The following is a 16,324-nucleotide window of genomic DNA, read 5'->3' on the forward strand; positions in this document are numbered from 1 at the left end:
ACAATAATCGAGTAAACTTGTTTTTCCTTGGTAACTCCTTTAAAATGACGTGTATACTTAATTTGAAGTCAGGAGAAAAATTATGAACTCATTCACTCTATTTAAACGCTCATTATTTCAGATAACAGAGCTCAATCAAGCAAAAAAAATGCCCTTTTGGAAAGTTATTTTATATGTTGTTTTCCTAAGTATCATTCTTGCTCTGCCAATCACAAAACAAATTTTCTCTATTATGCAAGACATAAAAAATGATGGACAAAAAATCGCTGCAAAACTACCTGAATTTGAAATTACAAACGGCAAGTTGCACGCAGCAAGTAATGCTGAAGGTTTCATTTACCAAACAAATTCAATCATTTTTACTTTTGATCCAGATGGAAAGCGTACGCTTAGTGACGTTACAGCTGATTCGGTTGGCAATGCAGTTAGTTTAGGGTTTTTACAAGATGAATTTGTCATCGCTTTACCAAACTCAGGTGCTGCTGATTCATTATTAGGCGCTAATCAATTTGAAGTTCCTTACGCTAAAGGCGCATTAGATGGTTTAAATAGTCAAGATTTAAAACAGGGTTTGGATGAAGCTAGTGTCCCTTTTTGGATAAAGCTAATCGTTTTTGTTTTCACTTTATATCCAACTTTCATCAACCTGATCATTAATTTACTTATGATCACTATTGGAGCAAATCTTTATAGCAAGATTCGCCTGTACAAATTACGCTTTATAGATTGCTTGAAAATCACGACTTATAGCGCAACATTGCCTGTAATAGTTAGTAGTGTTCTTCATTTTATCAACCAATCCTTTGATGATAGTTTTTTGATTGTTTTCGCTTCTTTATTGATTTTCTTTTTTGCTCTTCGAAACGAAGAGCGACAAATACCTCCTTTAGCTTAGCGCTCAAGCAGAGGTATTCAACCGAAACTTAAGCATTTCTTACATTCTCACACTTAGAATTATGTGATAAGATAGATCATGAATTATGCTCAAGTCCAAAGTACGACCTAAAATAAATAAAACAGTCATTAAGGAGAGAAGTAATTATGGGAGAATTGACCCATCGCAAAAATACGCGCCAAGTGAAGCTTGGCGATTTAACTATTGGTGGAAGTGATGAATTATTTATTCAAAGCATGTGTACGACAAAAACACATGACGTTGAAGGAACTGTCGCTCAAATCAAACGCTTGGAAGAAGCCGGCTGTCAGATCGTTCGTGTAGCCGTTCCGGATGAAGCTGCCGCTGATGCGTTAGGTGCAATCAAAAAGCAGATTTCGATTCCTTTGGTTGCTGATATTCATTTTGACTATCGTTTAGCATTAAAAGCAATTGACCAAGGTGTTGATAAAATTCGGATCAACCCAGGAAACATCGGACGCAAGGATCGTGTAGAAAAAGTTGTTACAGCATGTAAAGCCAAAAGTATCCCTATTAGAATCGGTGTCAACGCTGGCTCATTGGAAAAGAAATTTTTGCAACAATATGGTTATCCGACGGTGGAAGCTATGGTTGCCAGTGCTGTGGAACATATTAAAATCCTTGAAGATCTGGAATTTTATGATATTATCGTCTCACTAAAAGCCAGTGATGTTAATTTAGCGATTGACGCCTATACTTTAGCTTCTCAAACATTTGATTATCCACTACACTTAGGGATCACTGAAGCAGGAACAAAGTTCTCTGGTGGAATGAAATCTGCTGCTGGACTTGGCGCACTACTTTCCCGTGGCATCGGCAACACTTGTCGTGTATCTTTGTCTGCTGATCCTGTAGAAGAAATAAAAGTGGCAAAAGAGGTGCTAAAGGCTTTCGGTTTAGCCAGTAATGCAGCAACCTTAATTTCTTGCCCAACATGTGGACGAATTGAGATTGATTTAATTCCAATTGCGAACGAGATTGAAGAGTATATCGAAAAAATCAAAGCACCCATCAAAGTGGCCGTTTTAGGTTGTGCTGTTAACGGACCTGGCGAGGCTCGCGAAGCGGATATTGGCATTGCTGGCGGAAACGGAAAAGGCATGCTTTTCAAAAAAGGGAAGATCATTCGAACAGTTCCTGAAGAAATCATGGTAGATGAATTAAAAAAAGAAGTTGATATCCTAGCTGCTGCATATGCTCGGGGAGAAAAAATATAATTAGTCATGACATAAAAAAGATTGAAACGGTTATAGTTCAATCTTTTTTTGTTTGAAGTAATTTTTGTTACAATAGATTAGCGAGGAGGAATCAACATGGGACAACCAATAATCTATCTTTATGAACAACTAAAAGAAGAACACGTGGAAACGATCAGGCAGAATGCTTCTGATTACACCATTATTGATGCCAAAAGAGAATCACCGCAACTGGTTGAAGATGATATTGAAATCATGCTAGGCTGGGATAAAGAATTGGGCTCTCGGGTGTTAGCATCAGAGACAAGTCGTTTAAAATGGGTACAATCAATTTCAGCTGGTGTAGACACTTATGATCTAAATCGTTTTGCCGAAAAAAATATTTTATTATCTAATGCTAGTGGTATCCATAGCGTTTCAATTTCAGAACACGTTTTAGGTGTGTTACTTGCTGAGTTCCGTGGTATCCGTACCAGCATCGGTAATCAATCTAAAAAAAGTTGGACAAGGCAAAACATTTCTTATAAACAACTCTCTACACAAAAAATGCTCATCGTCGGAACTGGACATATTGGCCAACAACTTGCGGCTTTTGCACAAGGTCTGGGGATACAAACTTATGGAATCAATACTTCTGGTCATGTAACAGATGGCTTTATCGAGTGTTACTCCCATAAAAATATGAGCCGAATCATTAACGAGATGGACATTGTTGTGAATATTCTACCTTTAACTGACGAAACTTATCACTTATATAACGAGCAGATGTTTCTTGCAATGAAGCGTGGAACAGTCTTTGTCAATGTTGGACGTGGTCCTTCCGTTAATACAAACGACTTGATCCATGCATTAGTTACGGAACAGCTCAGTTTTGCAGCACTAGACGTTTTTGAAGAGGAGCCGTTACCTGAAAGCAGCCCATTATGGACTATGGAAAACGTATTGATTACTCCTCACATTTCAGGTTTAACACCTGATTTTAAAGCTAAATTATTAAGCATTTTTGTTCAAAATCTTAAACACTATCTAAAAGATGGCACTTTAGCCAAAAATGCCGTAGCATTAAACCAAGGATACTGAACTTAAAATAAAAGATGGTAAAAAAGCGAATGACATCCTGCTTTTTTTACCATCTTATTTATTGTTGTTGATCTTTTTCCGTTTCCTTTACAAGATAAATCGGACGTTTTTTTGTTTCCAAGAAGATTTTGCCAATATATTTTCCAATAATCCCTAGGCAAAGTAACTGTAATCCGCCAACAAACAAAATAATACAAACCATTGACGGCCATCCACTGGTTGGGTCCCCTTTGATGATTGTTCTAAAGAAAATGATAAACATCGCAACGACTGACCCCATACACGAAAAAGCACCTACGTAAGAGGCTAAATTTAACGGTGCCTCTGAAAAATTGACAATCCCATCAATCGAATAACTTAGCAAGCTCCAAAAAGACCACGAGGTTGCTCCAGCCACTCGTTCGCGATTCTCGTAAGAAAGATATTCCGTATTAAAACCAACCCAGCTAAAAATTCCTTTTGAAAACCGATTATACTCAGTCAATTCTAAAATTGCATCTACCATTTGACGCGTCATTAGACGAAAATCTCTAGCCCCGTCAACCATCTCCGTTTCGCCAATCTTATTGACTAATCGATAAAACATCTTAGCAAAAAAGCTGCGAATCGCCGGCTCCCCCTCTCGATCACCGCGTCTTGTACCAATGCAGTCTAATTCCTTATTTGCCTCTAGCATCTGGATCATTTTGGGTAATAATTCAGGAGGATCTTGCAAGTCCACATCCATAACCGTGACTAGGTTGCCCTTGGCCTCCTTTAACCCTGCATACAATCCAGCCTCTTTTCCAAAATTTCTTGAAAAAGAAAGATAACGAACTTTTTCAGGATGCTCTTTGTATAATTTTCTCAATGTATTTAATGTTTGGTCTTTCGACCCGTCGTTAATAAATATGTATTCTATCTCATGTTGAATTTGTGAATTTACTTTTTCCACTTCATCAAAAAACAATGGAATTGACTCCTCTTCGTTATAACAAGGAACGATAATCGATAACATGAATTTTCCTCCAAAAAATATTCTTTGTTGATTATAACATACATCTATGACAGATTAATAAAAAAATGTGCATAAATCGATTCATTCTAATTAACGATCTTTCTTAAAAAGATAGCTGCCAAAAAACAAAATTTACGAGTATAAATAACACATATTTTTTAATTATACAAAATAAAAACAAACAAAAACCTTATAATATAAAGCATACAAAGATTGATATTAAATATTAATGTAACTTTAAATAATTGTTACATTTTTTATTTTTGTTTAATTTCTAATTGTAATTAACAGTTTAAATGGTTATTATATAGAGAGTAAATATTTTTTCACCCAAAATATATCTTTTTTTTGTGAACTATATAACTTTTAATAATTTATTACTCAAAGGAGACTACATATGCTAGAAGACATTTTGTTAGATGATGTTGCGCAGCGCAAGATCAGTGTTTTTAATCAATTATTAGTTACTGCAGATGGTACATACAGTGTTCATTATTTTGAACAATTCACAGATTTTTCCTACGCTCGTTTAAATTCTTTATTTACTGAAATCCATAATGATCTTATGGAAAAGCAAGGGCTGGAGTTACTAACCGATCAAGGAAAAGTACATATTGATCTATCAAAATTACGAGATATTCCATATTCACAGTTTTTATTTCGTAAAAGTTTACCTTACCGATTTTTACTTGCAACTATTTTAGAAAAAAGTTACACAATCGAACACTTTTGTAGAGATCACTTCATTAGTCGTGCTTCTATTATTCGCAGGCTTCAACCATTGATCAATTATTTGAAAGATTTTGACATACAATTAAATTGCTCAAAGCTTCAGATGACTGGAAAAGAAAACTTGATCCGAATTGTTTATTTGAATTTTTTTTGGATCGCCTCTTATGGGGAAGATCTCTTTTTAGCACTTGATGAAACCAAAAGAGGCTTTGATTTATTTGACCCTGAAGATCATCAATGGATGACCTATGCAGAACCTAGAGAATGGTACTTATTAACGACCATTTCTCAATTACGAATTCAAAAAAAGCATTTCATTATTGAACCTCCATTTAAACAACTAGTCTTCCCAAAAACAAGTAAGTCCTTTATAAAAAAACTGGAGAATTTAAACGTTCCTCAACATTTTATCGAACGAGAAACGACATTTCTTTCATTTATGATGTTTTATTGGAATATTTATTTTTATGCGGATGACCCTAGAATCAGCTATGTAAAAGAGTATATGAATAGTGAACAGCAACCTCTAGGTAGTTTGATCGAACGTTTTGAAGTTTTTTATCAGCCTTTATTTTCAGAGAGAAAACTTTCTACTCATGAAAAAGAATTGTTGAATATTAATATTTTTACAACGTGTCTCAATCATTCTGTCTTAAAAGACTCACTACCACTATCTATCAACTTTATGGAAACATATATCAAAGAGCAGAATCCTTTATATACTCCTCTTGCAACAAAAGTTAGAGAGTTTTTAAAAGAGATTATTTTGCTTCCAGAGTTTGCCTGGATAAGTAATTGTATAGAAGATTTAGTCTATATTTGTTCATTTTTATTGTTACCTTATTATGAACGGAGTAATCCGAAATATCATTTGACTGTTGGAATCATTCTGTCACCCAATGCTATTTTTCTACAATCTCTTTATGATTTTTTAGAACAGATTTCTTTTATTTCTGTCTCATTTGTTTCTTCGACTTCAGATGAAAAATACGATTTTTACATAGCAGCGTCGAAGCTTTTATTACCTGATAAAATAAAACAAAATGGTAACTTCCAAATCATCCCATTGTCTCCTGCATTAGATTATCAAGTCGGACTTATTGACACTTTGCATCAAAGATATACAGAAAAAACAACTACTTTAGCTGGTTGATAAGCAGAAGCAGTCATTACACTTTGTTTCGATCTCCTTAACTTCTACGCATGAAACATGTCAGGGTATAGGCTTCAAAAATAAGCCAGCATTCACAAAAGTTTGAAGAACATTTTTTGTGAATGCCGGCTTATTTATCGGAACTAAATGCTTCTATCCTAACCTTTTTACTCTAGACGATCTATTGTTTTAAATCCTCTTTATTTTCAGCAAATTTATATTTGGGTTCGTCTTTCTCTTCATCATAATCTACTAATAAATCATACCCTTTAAAAAACCAATCATCTGTCTCTTCGATAAAGTAAGTGATCCCATCGATCTCCTCTTTGACTAATGGCTGATCTGGTGCTTCTACAGACATCGCTATTGAAAAACCTTCATGAACGTCTGTTTTACCGTAAATTTTACCATAAAAGCGAATACCACTATCTGAAGTAACACCAACTTCCTCTTTAAACCATTGTTGTGCACGCGGTGTAATCGTTAATTTCATTGTTACTTTCCTCCTAACGTAAAAGCATAGCAAGTTCATCTAGTCTCTAAAAAAAGATAAAAATCATCGTTTATTTTCAGTTGCGACTGTCCTGCATACCACACTTGTCATTTTAGCATAAAGTCTGCTATTCAGAGAATAAAGTGCTTGAGCTTACTCATTCATTTTTTCATCTAATAGATCGACATCATCTGTTTCACCAACAACTAATAAATTATCGTTTTCTCTAACCATCTCTTCTGCTGCTGGCGAGGCAATCACTTCGGATTTTGAACGTCTAATCGCTACGACCGTCAAACCAAATCGCTGGCGAAAATTTAAATCTCCCAAGGTTTTGCCATAAAATTTTGGATTCGATACACGAACTTCTGCTAATGATACTTCATTTGATAATTCGATATAATCTAAAATATTTCTGGACACTAATTTATGTGCAACTCTGATCCCCATATCCCGTTCAGGGTGGACCACTAAATCAGCGCCTATTTTTTCTAATACTCTCGCGTGGTATTCATTAACAGCTTTCGCTAAAACATTTGGTACACCCATTTCTTTAACCATCAACGTTACCAAAATACTTGCTTGGATGTCCTCACCAATCGCTACAACAACATGATCAAAATTACGAATTCCTAAAGATCGCAAAGTTGCTTCATCTTGTGCATTCGCCACGACTGCATGCGTTGCGATATTCATATATTCATTGACTCGATCTTCATTACTATCAATAGCTAAAACTTCTTGACCTGACTCGATCAACGTTTGACAAATACTGCCACCAAATCTTCCTAGACCAATAATTGCAAAATTTTGCTTCATCTTTACTTCTCCTAGCGTTGAATTAAATTTAAGTTAAGTATAACAAACCGATAAACAATTGAACAGAAACAGACTAGTTTTCTACTGAAGTAATTAACCACATGTTCATAAAAAAAAAGGTGAACAAGACAAACGTGTACAGTTTATCTCATCCACAAGGATCATTTTTCTATTTTGCTAATCCATGCTGAAACGCATAAATAGCCGCCTGTGTGCGGTCTTCAACATCTAGTTTGGCTAGAATATTCGACACATGGGTCTTAACTGTTTTTAACGTAATAAACAATTCATCTGCGATTTCTTGATTACTACGCCCTTTAGCGATCAACATCAATATCTCATGTTCACGATTTGTCAAATCTTCATGTAAAACAGGTTCTTGTTTTTTCGTCAAGCGTTCCATCATTTTTGTTGTGACTTCAGGTTCTAAAACACGTTCTCCTCTAGCAATTGCTCGAATGGCATTGGCAATTTCATGTGCAGTTGAAGTCTTCAATAAGTAGCCTGCGGCGCCAGCTTCAATTGCCGGATAAACTTTTTCATCGTCAATAAAGCTTGTCACAATGATGATACGGGCTTGTGGCCAGTCTTTTAAAATAGCTTTGGTCGACTCTATTCCATCCATGACATCCATGACAAGATCCATTAAAATCACATCTGGTCGAAGTTCTAACGCTTTTTCATACCCAATTTGGCCATTTTCAGCTTCCCCAACTACTTCAATATCTTCTTGAATCGATAAATAAGAGGATACGCCTAATCGTACCATTTCATGGTCATCCACTAACATTACTTTGATCACTTGTTATGTCCTCCTTTATTACAGGTACTTTGATTTCAACACTTGTTCCTTGTCCTTTAAAACTGATGATCTTAACGATACCACCCATGCCAGCTACACGCTCACGAATATTTTTCAAGCCGTAGCTTCCGGCTTTATTATCTTGTTCATTCATATCAAAACCAACACCATCATCTACTAAACGTAGTAAGACATTTTTGTCGACTTGGTGAAGGTAGACTTCAAGTTCCTTCGCTTTAGCATGGCGAAGCGTATTGGACAACAGCTCTTGAACGATTCTAAATAAGTGATCTTCAATGCTATTATTCAAACGAACATCTTCAACATCCCAAGTTAGTTCGATTTTAATTTTTGTTTGCAGTTCTCTCAATAATTGCTCGATCCCTTTACGTAAGCTTTTTCCTTCTAAGCTTACTGGACGTAAGTGAAGTAATAATGCACGCATCTCTGACTGAGAGGCATTGATAATGTCTGTAACAGTGACTAATTGCTTGCGGAATAGCTCAGGTGTTTCACTACGCTGTGCTTGCTCGTTTAACGCAGACAACATCATCATCGCAGCAAATAGTTGCTGACTAACAGAATCATGCAGCTCCCTTGCCAATCGATGTCGTTCTGCTTCTAAAATTTCTTCCTTGGTCTCTCCATCCATTATTTGAGGACGACTATTCAATAATTGCAGTTCCTTGGACATTTCCAATAATTTCGTTCTGATTTTCAAAATATCTTGGTCGACTTCACCAATATATTGATCATTACTGGCATGTGGTACACTTTTGGAAATTGCGGGACTTTCATAGCTACCTCTTGCCAACAATCTAAGTTTTTCTTCAATTCTACCATATTGTGCCTTTTGTACAATAGATACGAGTAAAAAGGTCGATAATCCAACTAAAAGTGAAATCAAAATCATGTGAAAAATCAAAGGAATGTAAAATACTTTCCTTTGAATTAGTTCCAACATCCAGTTCTTCTGTTTGATCGAATGAAAATAAGAAAATAGTGTCAGTAAAACCACGATAAACGTACTACAAGCAGCATACAAAGAGAGCATTTGTCGAGAAATTTTACCCATCATACGCGAATCACCTCAAGGTCTCCGACTAACGTATTTGTGATGATTTTCAGGCGACGGTTATTCGTATCAAAATCATTGCTATAAACCTTTAATGACTCGTTTTTCAAATGGTATTTTTCTTCTTCAAAGTTCACATTTCCATAGAAAGTTGAATGTTCTAACATTACTGCAACTCCTAGTGGAACTAAAATCCTTGTACGACCGAAGCCTTTGCGAATAATAATGATGCTGTCATCTTTAGGGAGTAATGTGTTGCCTAAATCAACAATCGTATCGCCAGAAAGGACATCAATATTGATATCATCCCATTCGTACACGTTACTGCCAATACGTTCATTCGCAAACCACGAGCGTTTGAAACGACGACCGCTTTTAGGTTCAACATTGGTCGTTTCTACCATGATCATTTGTTTCTTTCTCCATGGTGCACGTTGTGTAATGTCAACACCTGCGATTTCTACACCCTTTAAGCCAATAAATAAAACACCAAAGACTAGCATCAACCAAAATGCAGGACTATTCATGACGCCAATCAAAATCAAGATAATCCCCAAGACAAGTTGAAAATTATTAAAATTACTACGATGAACCTTTTTTAGTGCATAAACAGCACTTAAGATACCCAATACTAACAGTACTGCCAGACCTGGGTTATGTATAATTTGCCATAATGCCAATATAAAAAGTAATGATTCTACTACGATAAAAAAACGCCATGGGTTCTTCATATGATAATCCCCCTTCCTATGAAATCAGTATACCGTGATTCCCCTATTAATGTTAGTTGCTAAAGCCCCATTTTACTATAGGACTTTAGCCCTAATTTTTAATAGAATAAACGGTGCATCCCGCTCTTTATTCAGGTTTAAAGGGCAAGTCAAAACTAATGGTAGCTTTGTCCTGCCCTTTGTTTTTATCAACTGCTTTGTTAGCCAACTTTTGTGATTCTTACTTGCATATCTCCACCAGGAGTTGCGATTGCAACTTGGTCATTCAATCGTTTGCCAATCAACGCTTGGGCAATCGGTGAGTCATTTGAAATTTTACCAGAAAAAGGATCTGCTTCCGCACTCCCAACAATCGTATATTCTTCTTCATCGCCATCAGGCAATTCGATAAATGTCACCGTTTTTCCGATTGACACTTCATCTGAATCAACGCCACCATTATCAATGATCTGCGCAAAACGAATCATGTTTTCTAATGTTGTGATACGTCCTTCTACAAAAGCTTGTTCATCTTTAGCTGACTCATACTCAGAGTTTTCAGATAGATCACCAAAGCTTCTTGCGATTTTTATACGTTCAACGATTTCTTTTCGTTTAACTGTTTTTAGCTCTTCTAATTCTTGTTCTAATTTTTCTTTTCCTTCAAGTGTCATAGGAAATACTTTTTCTACCATGTTAATTTCTCCTTCTTAACTTACTACAATATTTTATTTCATTTTCATTGAAAAATTCCGCTTTCAATCCAGAAAAGAGTACCACGCTTTAAGCAAATTGTAAATAATATTCCCTTAATTTTTATAAATCTCCTAGAATTTTTTTACAGTCTGCGCTTTGCTTGTATTTTTATATTGTACCCTGGGTTTCCATAGTAAAGCGAAACGAGCCGCCTAATTTATAGGTTGGCTCGTAATAGAATACGCAAAACTAAAGGCTATTCACTTTTTTCTGTTTTATTAACATATTTATCTACAAATTCTTGGTGTTGCTCATACGTCTCCGCAAAATAGACATTGCCTGTTGAAATGTCGGCAACAAAGTAAAGGAAATCGTTTGCTATTGGGTTTAAAACAGCGTTGATTGCTTGTTCACTTGGACTGTTGAACGGTCCTGGACCATAGCCAGTATTTTTATAAAGATTATATGGTGAATCTACTTCTAAATCTTTATATGTCACTACTTCTTTATGTTCTCCCAACGCGTACAAAATAGAAATATCTGATTGTAATGGCATATTTGCCGCAATTCGATTAAAGAAGACTTGAGCAATTTTTTTGCGATCTTCTTCTCTCACACCCTCTTTTTCAACTAAAGAAGCTAAAGATAACACTTGTTGGATCGTCATTCCTTTTGCATGGATCATTGGAATGTATGGTTCGATCACACTATTTGATTTTGCGATCATTTGATCAACAAAGTCTTCTAATTTTGCATCCTTGTAGTAATCATAAGTCGCTGGGAATAAGTAACCTTCCAAACGGTAACGAACGCCGCTTGCTTCAGCCGCACTTGCTAATAGTTCAGGATATTTCTCCTTCATCTTATCAAAGAAAGCTTGATCCTTCATCAGTTCTATAAATTGAGTTTTCTTGAAATCGGTGTTTTTCTCGATTGCATCACCGATCTTATCAATATCAAAACCTTCTGGAATGGTTACTTTTCCATCAGCAAGCTGTGTAGGTTCAGCAGTTCCACCTTCTCTTAAAAGTGCTCCAATCTCATCCAATGTCATATCCGGTGCCATTTGGTAATAACCTGCTTGAAAATCAGTTAAGTTTTTAAATTTTGCATAGTAGTTGAATACTAGGCCACTTTTAATTACTTTACTGTCTTCTAAAATATTTGCGATTTTTTTATTAGATGAATCTTCTGGAATATGCACTTGAACTAGTTTGGTATTTTTTTTGTCAAGCGGCTGTAGGCCTGCATTAACATATTTATAAAAAGTAAAACCAAAAATCGCAATGACCAATATTAGAACTGAAGCCACTATCAATACGATTCGACTAACGATTCGATCTTCTCTTTTTCTAGTTCGTTTGTTGCCATTATCATTCTCATTGTTTTGATTACTGTTACTTGATTCCGGCTGTCCGCCTGTCTCTGTCGGTTCAACTCGTTTAGAATGATGATCAGCACTGCGCGAGCCTACTGAATGCATCTCCTCATCTAGTTTTATTGGTTCTTCTTGATCATTAGCTTGAGAACGATATGTTCTATTATATTCTGCTTCATTATGCTGTGATAAGTTCTGAGCATTGTGTTCAGAAGAAGCTGAATCATCATTACCTATTTCTTCTCCTCGCAAAGAACGCAAGACCTGATCTTTAAATGAAGAATTGGAATGATCTTGATTATTTTGGTTATCTTCTGCCAAAACAAATCCTCCTTACTTTCTCTATGTATCTTCTTTAACTTTAACTATTATACATGAAAGCTTTTTAAATTTAAACTTTTTTAGAGAAAAGACACTAACTTGTAAGATTTGTTTTATATTTAATTGAATAAAAAGAGCTGAGATCTCACGTCTCAGCCCATGTTACGCCTGATTACTCAGCGCTAAGTGCCGCCATTGTAATATAGTTATATGGTTGATTAAAATGTGGTAAGAAGAAAATATCTAGTAATTTAAGTTTGTCGATCGTTACTTTTTCTTCAATTGCAAGTGAGAACATATGGATACCCATCGAAATATCTTCATACGAAGCCATCTGTGCCCCAACAATACGTCGTGATTCTTCTTCATAAACGATTCTGATTTTTACTTTATTGTTTTCTTTCATGAATCCTGGTTTTTGCAAGTCTTCAAATTCAGTGTACTTTATTTTCATTCCTAATTTTTCTGATTCTTGCACTGTCAATCCTGTAGAAACCATATGGTAACCAAAAATAGAAATTCCATTTGAACCTTGGACACCAATCGATTCTAGTGGTGTGCCGCCAACATTATGCGCTGCAACGATCCCTGAACGAACAGCATTCGTAGCTAAAGCGATATATGTTGTTTCTTGTACTGCATTTGAAAAAATCGTTGAACAATCACCGACTGCGTATACACTAGGATCACTTGTTTGCTGATGAAGATCGACCAGATAGGCTCCATTACCAAATAATTCTAAGTGATCTTTGCCTAAGCCATTATTGGGTCTAAAACCAATCGCATTGATGACTAGATCTACAGCGTATTCACCTTTATCTGTCACGATAGATTCAACTTTTTCTGTTCCTTTATATTCTTTTGCTAATTCATTGTAGTGTAGCTCGATACCATTATCAGCTAAAACGTTATCCATGTCATCAGTAAACCATTTGTCATAGTAATTCGGCAAACATCTTTCGGCTGCATCAAATAATAGAACATTCTTGCCCCGACGTTTAGCGGCTTCTGCAATCTCAACACCAATGTAGCCCGCTCCGATGACGGCAACAGTTTTGACTTCTTCTTTTGCCATAGCCGCATCGACTGTTTGACCGTCCTGAAAAAGTTTTAAGAACTCAACATTTTTTAAATCTCTTCCTGGAATAGTAGGATTGATTGGTGCTGAACCTGTCGCTAAGATCAATTTGTCGTAGGTTTCGGTAAATTCTTCACCGTTATGTTTTTTGCAATAAACGATTTTTTGGTCAAAATCGACGCGTTCAACAGTTGTTTCCATGGAAATTTTAGCGCCTTTTGCTTCAAATGCTTCTTTATTCGTATAAAATAGATTTTCGTATGACTCAATTTGGCGACCTACCCATAGCGCTGTCCCGCATCCTAAATAACTAAGATTGGTATTTCGGTCGATCATCACGACTTCTTGATCTGGATACGTATCCAACAATGTGTTTGCTGCAGCGATTCCAGCATGATTTGCTCCTACAATGACTGTTTTTGTTTTGCTCATAAGACTCTCCTTCATGTGATTTATTGAACTTAATTATACCTAAAGAAAAGGCTTTCTTTTATCAACTTATGAGGATTTCGTTAAAAAATTTGAGAATAGCTCATTTTTTTACATTAAGATACTAATCAAAAGCTCATAAAATCTATTTGCATAAACAGAACACTAAACGAAACAGTTACGTTATAATAGAATTGACTAGCATTTATTTTACTATCTTGAACAATATAATGTCATTTACTTGGAGGAATCGTTATGAAAAAAGATCAGGCTTACTGGATTTCACAACTTAAGTTAGACCCCCATCCAGAGGGTGGTTATTTTAAACAAGTTTTACATTCGGAAGACTCACTGCAAGTCTCAGCCGATAAAACACGCCCTTACTATACAAGTATTTATTTTTTATTGACACAAGAAAATCCTTCTCATTTCCATCGTTTACTTTCTGATGAAGTTTGGTATTATCATTCTGGTTCTGCATTGAGTGTTCATTTGCTCCATCCAGATGGCCAATATGAAATTATTCGTTTAGGGACTGATTTGGAAAACGGAGAAGTATTGCAGGCAGTTGTTCCCAAAAATGTGATCTTCGGTTCCAGCGTTGAGGGGCATAGTGATTTTGCCCTAGTAAGCTGCATGGTTTCCCCTGGATTTGACTATCAAGACTTTGAATTATTTACAAAAAAACAATTATTGACCCTTTATCCTGATCACAAAAAAATTATTGATCAACTCGCTTATGACCAACTCCCTGAATAAATAAGTAAAAAAGCTGTTTGCCTAAAATAAGCAAACAGCTCTTTTTACTTAATAATTATCTTTCTGATTTCTTCAGGTGTGTAAGCAATATAATCTGCCCCAGCTGCCACTAACTCTGTCCGATCACCAAATCCATATAATACACCAATACAAGCTAAATCATTTTCTTTTGCACCAACTATGTCATGACTACGGTCACCGATCATTAGTATTTCTTCATGATGAGTGAGTTTCGCTTCTTTTAGTGCATAACGAATGACATCGCCTTTTTTTGAACGTTCTCCGTCTAAGCTAGCTCCGTAAATCTTCTCAAAATAATGGTTAAGTTCAAAATGAGTTAAGATTTGTTTTGCATAGATCTCAGGTTTCGACGTTGCAATATACAGTGTACATCCGGCGTTTTTCAGTGCTATTAACAATTCCAGAATACCATCATATACATAGTTTTCGTACATTCCTGTTGCTTGATAGTAGTCTCGATAATGGTTTACCGCTTGTTCGGTTGCTTGATCATCTAAATGGTATTGTTTTTTAAATGTATCATTTAAAGGTGGGCCAATAAAGGAGTATAGTTCTGTGTGAGGCGGTACCTTTAAATTCATTTTCTTTAATGCGTAAACGACGGAATGAATGATCCCTTCACCAGAATCTGTAATGGTGCCATCTAAATCAAATAAAATCGTTTTATACTGCATAAAAAACTCACTTTCTTTTATTCTATCGTTCGTGAACATCACCAGTATTGATCACAGGCTGTGTCCCTTTATCGGTTATGATCGATACTAAAAGGTTATTAATTAATTGAACTTTACGATCATCTGTAAAATTGATCTTTTGACCATCCTCGATTTGCTCTAACGCCATTTGCGTCATAGATACCGCACCTTCAACGATAATCTGACGTGCAGAGAGGATCGCTTTAGCCTGTTGTCTTTGCAGCATCGCACTCGCAATTTCAGTCGCATATGCTAAGTGATTTAATCGTGTTTCGATCACTTCAACACCTGCTGCTGCTAAGCGGTCTTGTAATTCTTTTGCCAACTCTTCCGAAACTTCATTGGTATTTCCTCTTAAAGTCAGGTCATCTTCATTGAATGTATCATATGGGTATTGGGTAGCAATATGACGAATCGCGGTCTCGCTTTGAATTTCCACAAAATCTTGATAACGGTCAACATCGAATAATGCTTTCGCTGTATCAACCACTTTAAAAACAACAACAGCAGAAATTTCAACGGGGTTGCCGTCTGAATCATTAACTTTTAACAATGAACTATTAAAATTCCGCACTTTTAATGAAACATTGATTTTTTGTGTCAGAGGAGTTGTCACAAACAGTCCATTATCCTTGATCGTCCCTAAATATTGTCCAAAAAATAAAATTGCTTTGGCTTGGTTTGGACTAACAATCGTTAATGAGCTTAAAAATAAAGCAGAAATCACCCATAATACAAACCCAATCGTAATCATGCTAAAGCGTTCATTTGTTACCCCGACATAAAAAGAATAGCTACCGATCACAAGTAAAATAATCAACACAACTAGCGCAATGTAGCCATTGACATGAAACGTTTTTTTCTCTTCCATCCTTTTCCCCTACCTTCTTTACCTAGTTAATAATCCTATGGTACTCCTCTTTATTCTTTCTAGCAATAGTTAGGAAAAGAGAAAAGAGTTGCTTAATTCTGAG

Annotated in this window: 16 protein-coding genes; 5 read left to right on the forward strand and 11 right to left on the reverse strand. The window is 35.8% G+C overall.

Annotated features, from left to right (window positions below; translation table 11 throughout):
- Window positions 1-82 precede the first annotated feature (82 nt).
- The 3 genes from ATZ35_RS01605 (at window position 83) to ATZ35_RS01615 (ending at window position 3,192) form a co-directional block, all read left to right on the forward strand.
- Window positions 83-895: a DUF1189 domain-containing protein gene (locus ATZ35_RS01605; protein ID WP_208928914.1), complete on the forward strand. Its 813-nt coding sequence runs from the start codon at window positions 83-85 to the stop codon at window positions 893-895.
- Window positions 896-1,041: 146 nt separating this feature from the next.
- Window positions 1,042-2,133 (forward strand): flavodoxin-dependent (E)-4-hydroxy-3-methylbut-2-enyl-diphosphate synthase, encoded by a 1,092-nt coding sequence (gene ispG / locus ATZ35_RS01610; protein ID WP_208928916.1) that lies wholly within the window; start codon window positions 1,042-1,044, stop codon window positions 2,131-2,133.
- 96 nt (window positions 2,134-2,229) lie between these two features.
- Complete coding sequence (locus tag ATZ35_RS01615; protein ID WP_208928918.1) at window positions 2,230-3,192, forward strand: phosphoglycerate dehydrogenase; 963 nt, start codon at window positions 2,230-2,232, stop codon at window positions 3,190-3,192.
- Window positions 3,193-3,250: 58 nt separating this feature from the next.
- Here ATZ35_RS01615 and ATZ35_RS01620 read toward each other — a convergent pair whose 3' ends face one another.
- The gene (locus ATZ35_RS01620) at window positions 3,251-4,189 is read right to left on the reverse strand and encodes a glycosyltransferase family 2 protein (protein WP_208928920.1); all 939 of its coding nucleotides are present in this window, start codon (window positions 4,187-4,189) and stop codon (window positions 3,251-3,253) included.
- Between the two features lie 397 nt (window positions 4,190-4,586).
- Between ATZ35_RS01620 and ATZ35_RS01625 the strand changes: the two genes are divergently transcribed.
- Window positions 4,587-6,074, forward strand: a complete 1,488-nt coding sequence (locus tag ATZ35_RS01625; RefSeq protein WP_208928922.1) for a helix-turn-helix domain-containing protein — start codon at window positions 4,587-4,589, stop codon at window positions 6,072-6,074.
- Between the two features lie 181 nt (window positions 6,075-6,255).
- Here ATZ35_RS01625 and ATZ35_RS01630 read toward each other — a convergent pair whose 3' ends face one another.
- The 8 genes from ATZ35_RS01630 to nox form a co-directional block, all read right to left on the reverse strand.
- On the reverse strand, window positions 6,256-6,567 hold the full coding sequence (locus ATZ35_RS01630) for a HesB/YadR/YfhF family protein (protein WP_086278613.1): 312 nt from the start codon (window positions 6,565-6,567) through the stop codon (window positions 6,256-6,258).
- 153 nt (window positions 6,568-6,720) lie between these two features.
- On the reverse strand, window positions 6,721-7,386 hold the full coding sequence (locus tag ATZ35_RS01635) for a potassium channel family protein (protein ID WP_069639070.1): 666 nt from the start codon (window positions 7,384-7,386) through the stop codon (window positions 6,721-6,723).
- 169 nt (window positions 7,387-7,555) lie between these two features.
- Window positions 7,556-8,188 (reverse strand): response regulator, encoded by a 633-nt coding sequence (locus ATZ35_RS01640; protein WP_069639069.1) that lies wholly within the window; start codon window positions 8,186-8,188, stop codon window positions 7,556-7,558.
- On the reverse strand, window positions 8,163-9,266 hold the full coding sequence (locus tag ATZ35_RS01645) for a sensor histidine kinase (protein WP_208928924.1): 1,104 nt from the start codon (window positions 9,264-9,266) through the stop codon (window positions 8,163-8,165). Before ATZ35_RS01645 ends, ATZ35_RS01640 begins: the two co-directional genes overlap by 26 nt.
- A complete protein-coding gene (gene liaF / locus ATZ35_RS01650; protein WP_086278611.1) occupies window positions 9,263-9,994 on the reverse strand; it encodes a cell wall-active antibiotics response protein LiaF in 732 nt (243 codons plus the stop codon). The genes ATZ35_RS01645 and liaF overlap by 4 nt, the downstream gene beginning before the upstream one ends.
- 200 nt (window positions 9,995-10,194) lie before the next feature.
- Entirely contained in the window at window positions 10,195-10,668 is a 474-nt protein-coding gene (gene greA / locus ATZ35_RS01655) for a transcription elongation factor GreA (protein ID WP_086278610.1), read from the reverse strand.
- A 257-nt stretch (window positions 10,669-10,925) separates the two neighbouring features.
- Entirely contained in the window at window positions 10,926-12,368 is a 1,443-nt protein-coding gene (gene mltG, locus ATZ35_RS01660; protein ID WP_208928927.1) for an endolytic transglycosylase MltG, read from the reverse strand.
- 172 nt (window positions 12,369-12,540) lie between these two features.
- Complete coding sequence (gene nox / locus ATZ35_RS01665) at window positions 12,541-13,878, reverse strand: H2O-forming NADH oxidase (RefSeq protein WP_208928930.1); 1,338 nt, start codon at window positions 13,876-13,878, stop codon at window positions 12,541-12,543.
- A 252-nt stretch (window positions 13,879-14,130) separates the two neighbouring features.
- Here nox and ATZ35_RS01670 point away from each other — a divergent pair, with 252 nt between their 5' ends.
- A complete protein-coding gene (locus ATZ35_RS01670; RefSeq protein WP_208928933.1) occupies window positions 14,131-14,634 on the forward strand; it encodes a cupin domain-containing protein in 504 nt (167 codons plus the stop codon).
- A 44-nt stretch (window positions 14,635-14,678) separates the two neighbouring features.
- Here ATZ35_RS01670 and ATZ35_RS01675 read toward each other — a convergent pair whose 3' ends face one another.
- Together ATZ35_RS01675 and ATZ35_RS01680 are read right to left on the reverse strand one after the other, a co-directional pair.
- Window positions 14,679-15,329: an HAD family hydrolase gene (locus ATZ35_RS01675; protein ID WP_208928935.1), complete on the reverse strand. Its 651-nt coding sequence runs from the start codon at window positions 15,327-15,329 to the stop codon at window positions 14,679-14,681.
- A 22-nt stretch (window positions 15,330-15,351) separates the two neighbouring features.
- Window positions 15,352-16,221: an SPFH domain-containing protein gene (locus ATZ35_RS01680; protein ID WP_208928937.1), complete on the reverse strand. Its 870-nt coding sequence runs from the start codon at window positions 16,219-16,221 to the stop codon at window positions 15,352-15,354.
- Window positions 16,222-16,324 lie beyond the last annotated feature (103 nt).

The sequence above is a fragment of the Enterococcus rotai genome, assembly GCF_001465345.1.
Classification (GTDB): Bacteria; Bacillota; Bacilli; order Lactobacillales; family Enterococcaceae; genus Enterococcus_L; species Enterococcus_L rotai.